Consider the following 7136-nt stretch of genomic DNA (forward strand, 5'->3'; position numbering starts at 1 on the left):
CGGCGGCCGCGGCGGCGTCGGGCGCGGCGGCCGCGGCGGCTTCCTGCGCCTTGACGACTTCCTTGTGGTTGCGCGCCTTCCAGGCCAGTGCCGCGGCGCCGCCGCCGAGCGCGAGGAACGGAAGCATCGGAATACCCGGCAGCAGCGCCAGCACCAGCATCACGCCGGCGGACATGCCGAGCGCCTGCGGATAGCCCGAGAGCTGCTTCATCAGCGCCTTGTCGGCGGCGCCGGTGATGCCGGCCTTCGATACCAAAAGGCCCGCAGCGGTCGAGACGATCAGCGCCGGCACCTGCGTGACGAGACCGTCGCCGACGGTGAGCACGGTGTAGGTGCGGGCGGCATCGCCGAAGCTCATGCCCTGCTGGGCCACGCCGATGATGATGCCGCCGACGATGTTGATGAAGACGATCAAAAGGCCGGCGATGGCGTCGCCGCGGACGAATTTCGAGGCGCCGTCCATGGCGCCGAAGAAGCCGCTTTCGTCTTCCAGTTCCTTGCGGCGTGCCTTGGCGGTCTTTTCGTCGATCAGGCCGGCGGAGAGGTCCGCGTCGATCGCCATCTGCTTGCCGGGCATCGAGTCCAGCTGGAAGCGCGCTGCGACTTCGGCGATGCGGCCCGAACCCTTGGTGATGACGACGAAGTTCACGATGACAAGGATCGCGAACACGATAATTCCGATGACGAAATTACCTGACATCACGAAATTGCCGAAGGCCTCGATGACGTGGCCGGCCGCCGCCGTGCCCTCATGGCCGTGCGACAGGATCAGCCGCGTCGAGGCCATGTTCAGCGACAGCCGCAGCATGGTCGAAATCAGGAGCACGGTCGGGAATGCGGAGAATTCCAGCGGCGCCTGGATGAACAGCGAGGTCATCAGGATCAGGATCGACACCGTGATCGAGATCGCCAGGAACAGATCGAGCACCAGCGCGGGCAGCGGCAGGATCAGCACCACCAGGATGACGAGGACGCCGAGCGCCAGCGCCAGGTCGCCGCGCTTCAGGATATCGCCGATTTCGCTGAGGCTCGGAAACTTGCTGCCCGTGCCTGCGCCGCCCTGACCCGCCGTGACATCGACCATGGTAGCCGCTTCCCCCCGCGATTGACGCCCACGGGCGCCAAACGTCTTCGCGGCGGCCGAAGGGCCGCCGGTTCGAAAGTGAGGCACCGCACTGGCGTCCACGGGGTTCCTCCCGTTTTACGCGGCCGACGACACTCGACTTCACCCGGCAATATTTGCCGGGTGTATGGTTAGCAAAGGGTTAACGGGGTGGGTGGGGACGGTCATTCCGGGGCGGCGCGGAGCGTCGAACTACGATGTGCAAGCGCACATCGAGAATCTCGCACCCCATACCGGCAGCACGCTGCGGTCTATCAGTCGGAGCCCGTAGGATGGGTGGAGCGCAGCGATACCCATCAACCACGTGCACGGATGGGGNTGATGGGTTTCGCTGCGCTCTACCCATCCCACGTACTTGCAGCAAGCGTAGCNCCGGATAAGCGGAGCGACATCCGGGTGCTTTTTCATCTCGCATATCGCTACGCTCATTCGCGTTTCTGCTGTCACCGTAATTCGCCTTCCTTTTCCGAATTGGGAGCGCCTGTGGGGCCAACCCGTATCGTGCGAATGGTCTTGGGGGGTATCGCATTGCTTAGGTCAGGGCTGGGCGTCAAGTAACGGTCATCGGATTCGTCGTTTCGAGGCCGTATCTTCAAGTCACGGATTCTGGGGCGGTCCGCGGGCGAGCCGTCATCCTGAACGAATTTGGATTGTTTCGGCGTGGTCAATGAACTGGATGACGGCGAGGAGGGGGTCGCTCCCGCGGCCAAACTGACTCCTTGTGTCACGAACAAGATGGCCGCCAGGAGATGACAGCATTTGAGAAGTGACGTTCCCGACATATTGTGCCGCCGATAAGTCGACCTGGCTGCTATATAATATAAGCGCGTAGGATGAGCAGAGCGAAACCCATCAATCACGTGCGCAGAGAGATGATGCGTCTCGGTGCGCTCTACCCATCCTACGTGCGAAATCAAATGAACAGCTAGACCAAATAGCTGACCCCACGATACACAACTGTTCGGAAACTCAAAGCGAAAACACTCGCTCTATATTTGGACCCTGACTGCCTGCTGGCAAGCCGAGTAACTGCGTTGTACGCCTGGATTGATAAACTGCTCCAGACGGACAAGGCACTCTATCCATACTACGCACGACCATCCACGCGCTTTGGTACGATGCCATGACCATCACCTCAAGACCCGTCGCAAATCATGATCTCAAACTGATCTGCGAGCACCGCGAGCGGATGTTCGCCGAGTCCGGCCGCACCCGCGAAGCCTTGCGGCCGATGACTGCTGCTTTCGCGCAATGGCTCGCACCACGGCTTGGCGACGGCAGCTATTTCGGCTGGATGCTCGAGGAGGCAGGCGTCGTGATCGCTGGCCTCGGCATGATGATCATCGACTGGCCGCCGCATCCGAGCCATCCGGTCGATCATCAGCGCGCTTACATCCTCAACGTCTTCGTCGAGCCCGAGCACCGCGGCAAGGGACTGGCCAAACGATTGATGGCGCTGGCCGAGGAGAGGGCGCGCGAACTCGGCATTGGTTATGCGATCCTTCATTCGACCAAACAGGGCCGGCCGCTGTACGAAGGGCTGGGATGGGGGCCGACGAGCGAGATGGCGATCCGGTGGGAGTAAGGGCACGGGTCGTGTGCTTGGGAGCGGTCCGACCGGATTGCTCGCGGGGCGCAGCGCTGGACTTGCCAAGTTGCCTGGTGCACTGGGGGCCCCGAGATCGAATTGGAAGCCGAGGCGGCATGCAACTGCTGCTGATTACTGGGCCCGCCGGCGTAGGTAAGTCGACGCTGAGCTGGGAAATGAGTGCCCAGCTCGCCGCGGCTCAAGTCGCGCATGCAGTTATCGAGACCGATGAACTCGATAGGGTGTTCCCGCGCCCCAATACAAGCGAGCTTGATAGAATTCAGCCCGGCACGATTGACGTCAGCAGCATCAACCTGGCTGCGATCTGGTCCACATACCAAGCCTTGGGGCACACGCGCCTGATCATGTCAGGAGTTATGATGCACCTGAATTTTGACAAACGTTGGATACTTTCTGCCATACCCGAAGCGCGGATTACGGTAGTCCGCATGTTGGCTGCCGAGCCTACACTGTTGGCGCGACTTGCGCAGCGCGAGTTCGGTTCTGGGGCAGACGAACAGGCACAGCGCTCGCTTCGGCAAGCAAGGCGCATGGCAAGCGAAGATGCCGAAGGCATGATCGTTCTGCCTACGGACGGCAAAAGACCTGCGGAACTGGCAGAGATCATCCTTCGGAAAACGGGCTGGCTCAATATCGGCGGTCAGCCAGCGGGGCCTGGATGAGCGACGCGACATCCCATTCCGCATGGCGCTACGCTCCACCTATCCTACGCGCTGTCTCCATATTGCCAAAGCGATCGCGACAACCCGCCAAAGTCTTACGAGTTCAAGATGCGAATCGTCTTTGACCCAAAGACACTTCATCAAAGCAAGATGGGCTCCGTGACCGCGGTCGTATACTTCGACTTCGGTGGGGAGCGACAGTTTCCCGGTGCGGGCTGGAGCGACTTCGTCGTTGTTGTCGTGAACTGGTGGCTAGCTGCGCTGGATCGCATTTGTCAGGGCGAAATTGAAACCGAACTCCGTTTCATGGACGGTTCCTACTGGGTCGTCGTAGTCGCTCAGGACGGAGCAAACCTGTTACTGCGCTGCACTGGAGGCCGCCAAGACGCGGAGGAAGTCTACGAAGTGGTTGTCCGCCTGCGAGATCTCAGAAGCGAACTGAACAATCTTGCCAGTAAGGTGTCGCAGGCTTGCGCAATGGCCGGCATCCAGTCAGTCGACCTGGATCACCTCAGGAAACATTTGCTGAACTAACGCTGCGAGAGATGGGAGCCATGACGTTGCTGCTACCGGCGAGGTCATGAAAGCGTAGCACCGATGAGCGCGGCGATATCATCCCGCATATCGCTTCGCTCATGCAGGCTACGCTTGCTTTCTCTCCACGTGTTCGGCCCGTGCGAGCCTCCTTCCGCCTGGCGATCTTCTTTTTCCATTCAACGTTCGCGCATCGGGAACATCCGGGCCGACGTTAACCCTGTCGGCAAACAGGCTCTACGTGGATCGAGTTGTTAAGTGAACCGCCGCCAAGTTGCCGCATTAGACCGGAGAATTTTCACCACCACTGAACAAGTGGAGAAGCATCATGCTGAGAATGGTGTTGGTGGGCCTCCTCATCCCATTGGGTGTAGGAATACTAGCGGCAATGGAACTCAGAACGCCGGTGCGTAGTGCAGCAGCGGTCGTCGAGCCCGCTGCCGAGACAACCGTAGGCATTTCCGATTCACATGCTGCGTTGGCGAAGGCTGATCGACTTGAAATTGCCGCTGCGAGCAGCGAGGCACCCGCGCAGCCTGCGCCAGTCGACGAGCGCAGTACTCCGTCGGAGGAAATCAGTGTCGGTTCTTCGGAGCCCCCGAGGGTCGTCCGCCATCGACACGATTCCAGATCAAAGGATTCCAAATCAAAGAAGGTCACTACCGTGGCACATCCCAAGTCGAAACCAGAGATCATCGCGATCAAGCGAACTGCTGTTTCCGAGCGGCGAAAGGCCGCCGGCAACACCGAATCCTGCCGGCTAAGTGCGTTCGGTGGGTTACGCAAAGCTTTGAATTCAGTCGACTGCGAAATCTGATTCATTGGAACGGCTTCGGTCTGAGGTGCCGCAGCGCATGGGATCAGTTCCGCCACATCGATGCAACGTGACTTACCGAGCTTCTACGACCCATCGAGATTCGAGATCAACAAGAAGCCATCTTGCACGCGTTCCGCGCGGCTGCGGATCGGGACCACGATGTTGTTATCCGGATCAGAATGAATCCACCGCCTTGCCGGATTTGAGCCGCATTGTGACCGAGGTCACGGCCAAAGGTCGTGCGGGGGAGGGCGCAACATTGGGATTCTCATGTCCGGTCGTCTGCGATTTTGCATCGCTGCCTTTGTCATTCTCGTAGGTCTCCCGACTTCGCCTGCGTCTTCAAATCCGCTTGCAGATTTGTTCAATGTCTCTCCTCCCCAGACAGCCACTGAGCCTGCTCCTGTGGAAAAGGAGAAGGAGTGCTTGCCACGGCCCGGTACGTCGACGGCGGAGGGGCAGCGCTGGGTCTATCGTTCTGAGGGGCGCCGCAAATGCTGGTTCCAGACTGCCGACGGGACCGCGACAGTGAAGCAGGTTCGTCATCGCGCCGCGAAGCGTGTCGCCGCTCCCGAGGAGCGTGTCGCCGCTGCCGAGGAGAATGAAGCCGCGCGGCGCAACAAGGCGGTCATGGATGCGCGTGCGGAGATGCTGCGCGCCGCACCGGCGGAAACGTCTCAGCCGACGCGGCCCGCTCCTGAGCTCAACGTGGTTGATGCCGCTTCCGCCCCGGCTACGGAGGCCGCGGCCTTCGTGCCGCCGGCAGCCGTCGCCAACCGCGCGACCGATCAACTCACGCCTGACCATCCCGCGCCGCGCCAGCTCGACGCGGCGACGCTTCTGGCAGCCGCACCGGCCCCAAGCGACACGGTTGCCGCTTCCACACCTTCAGCGGCGCCGGTCGCCTCTCCCGTCGCCGAGGCGGCCGATGACGGGTGGGGCCGGATGGCAACCTGGCTTGGCGTGCTGCTGATGGCGCTGGGCCTCGTCTCCGTCTTGGGCGCGAGCCGGACCCTTCGAGAGGCCGTGCTGCTGCGCGATTGATGCGAAGAGCAGTGGCTGTCCTGTGCGGGCAGCGGCCAAGTAATCCTCAGCCTCATCGTGAAGCCCGCGCATCGGCGCAGCAGGACTTGCCAAACGTTTTTGGCGCTGGCCGACGAGAGAGGCCGCGAAATCGGCCCTTGCTGCGCGATTCTTCGATCAACGCGGCAAGGCCGCGCGCTCTACGAAAGGGAATGGGGACCGACGAGCGCGTGGCGATCCGCCGGGAATAGGCGGCAACGCCAACATGAACTCATCAGGGATAGGGTAGGCGCGTTGAGGTACGGTTGATGCCGCGCGAAGAGGCGATGGGTATCGCTTTCGCTCTACCCATCCGACGCGCTCGGCAACAGAGATCAGTGGACAGAAAAGCCGAAGCGAAAAACGGAACGCCGCAGGTCAACCTTTTAACGACCTAAAAGCCAGATCCTTCCACTCCATAACGCATCAAAGGTCTCGGGGATGTAATTCGGTGTCCGCGCTTGCACGGCTTCCTCCGGTGCCCAATTTTGCACGGCTTCCTTCGGCGCCCAGGCTTGCGCGTCCAGTGGATTGAAGCGCTTCTCCGGGACGATGTCCGCGACATCCTTGACATCTTTACGCGACGGTTGCGCGGACGCGGACTTGGGCAGCACGTCCTTGGGCAATGGTTGCGCGGCCTCGCCTTTAGGCCATGCCAGCAAGGCTTTCGAAAGTCCTGGCTTGCCTTCGTACCAGCATTTTCGCCCGTCGATGAGACGATACGACCACCATTTTCCGTTCTGACTGGACGGCATCGCGGCGCTGCATTGCTGTTTTGCTTCCACCCCTGGCATTCCCAACAACAGCGCCGCAACGAAAGCCGTCAGAGCCATTGATGAAAGCTGCTTGCTCATTTGACTGCCTCGAAGCAACTGCGCTGCTGCAAGCGGCTCACAGCGGCCATCACGTCCGGGCGTTCGAGAACTTCCACCAGCTTGTCGAGGACACGTTCATTATTCTGAGGCCGAGGTTGCAGGTATTCTTCCAGTATGAGTTGGGCCTCGCCAATTGCCTGAATTGCCAATTGTTGATCAGTCATACGCGTTACTCACAATGCGCCCCGCGAAAAAGAAAGGAGGCAAATCAAGACTGCATTTGGGTTTTTCCCCGTTTTTTTCAAAAGTTCCATCAAATTTTGTTTCATCGCTGCCGAGATTCAACGGTCCAGCAGATTTGGTAATTCATTGATCTACCGAATAATTTCGTCGCGTCGCTCGTACCAGGAGCGCTTATGCTGAATGTGGCAACGAGATGCTGACGATAGGCTTTAAGCGTCTCATGGGTCCGCCAGGGGCCTAACGGGCACTCTTTCCGAGCGGCAGGTTCCGC

The 7136-nt window shown here is 60.3% G+C and carries 8 protein-coding genes; 4 read left to right on the forward strand and 4 right to left on the reverse strand.

The window, feature by feature from the left end:
* A partial coding sequence (locus tag CQ14_RS23595) for an FHIPEP family type III secretion protein (protein ID WP_199805601.1) occupies positions 1-1186 on the reverse strand: 1186 nt, incomplete at its 3' end.
* Between the two features lie 1060 nt (positions 1187-2246).
* On the opposite strand from CQ14_RS23595, the gene CQ14_RS23600 reads away from it, so the two are divergent.
* From CQ14_RS23600 to CQ14_RS23610, 3 genes are all read left to right on the forward strand, one after another.
* Positions 2247-2708, forward strand: a complete 462-nt coding sequence (locus CQ14_RS23600; RefSeq protein WP_063800412.1) for a GNAT family N-acetyltransferase — start codon at positions 2247-2249, stop codon at positions 2706-2708.
* Positions 2709-2827: 119 nt separating this feature from the next.
* The gene (locus tag CQ14_RS23605) at positions 2828-3394 is read left to right on the forward strand and encodes an AAA family ATPase (protein ID WP_057860238.1); all 567 of its coding nucleotides are present in this window, start codon (positions 2828-2830) and stop codon (positions 3392-3394) included.
* A 108-nt stretch (positions 3395-3502) separates the two neighbouring features.
* Entirely contained in the window at positions 3503-3928 is a 426-nt protein-coding gene (locus CQ14_RS23610; protein ID WP_057860239.1) for a hypothetical protein, read from the forward strand.
* Positions 3929-4210: 282 nt separating this feature from the next.
* On the opposite strand, the gene CQ14_RS43830 is transcribed toward CQ14_RS23610, so the two are convergent.
* A complete protein-coding gene (locus CQ14_RS43830; RefSeq protein ID WP_156435338.1) occupies positions 4211-4750 on the reverse strand; it encodes a hypothetical protein in 540 nt (179 codons plus the stop codon).
* Between the two features lie 421 nt (positions 4751-5171).
* Here CQ14_RS43830 and CQ14_RS23615 point away from each other — a divergent pair, with 421 nt between their 5' ends.
* Positions 5172-5789 carry a hypothetical protein gene (locus CQ14_RS23615; protein ID WP_245320470.1) on the forward strand — a complete coding sequence of 206 codons (618 nt, stop codon included), beginning with the start codon at positions 5172-5174 and terminating at the stop codon, positions 5787-5789.
* Positions 5790-6193: 404 nt separating this feature from the next.
* On the opposite strand, the gene CQ14_RS23620 is transcribed toward CQ14_RS23615, so the two are convergent.
* The gene (locus CQ14_RS23620; RefSeq protein WP_156435340.1) at positions 6194-6661 is read right to left on the reverse strand and encodes a hypothetical protein; all 468 of its coding nucleotides are present in this window, start codon (positions 6659-6661) and stop codon (positions 6194-6196) included.
* Positions 6658-6846 (reverse strand): hypothetical protein, encoded by a 189-nt coding sequence (locus tag CQ14_RS42500; RefSeq protein ID WP_082650009.1) that lies wholly within the window; start codon positions 6844-6846, stop codon positions 6658-6660. The genes CQ14_RS23620 and CQ14_RS42500 overlap by 4 nt, the downstream gene beginning before the upstream one ends.
* Between the last annotated feature and the right edge of the window lie 290 nt (positions 6847-7136).

Origin of the sequence: Bradyrhizobium lablabi (assembly GCF_001440475.1) — a bacterium.
Classification (GTDB): Bacteria; Pseudomonadota; Alphaproteobacteria; order Rhizobiales; family Xanthobacteraceae; genus Bradyrhizobium; species Bradyrhizobium lablabi.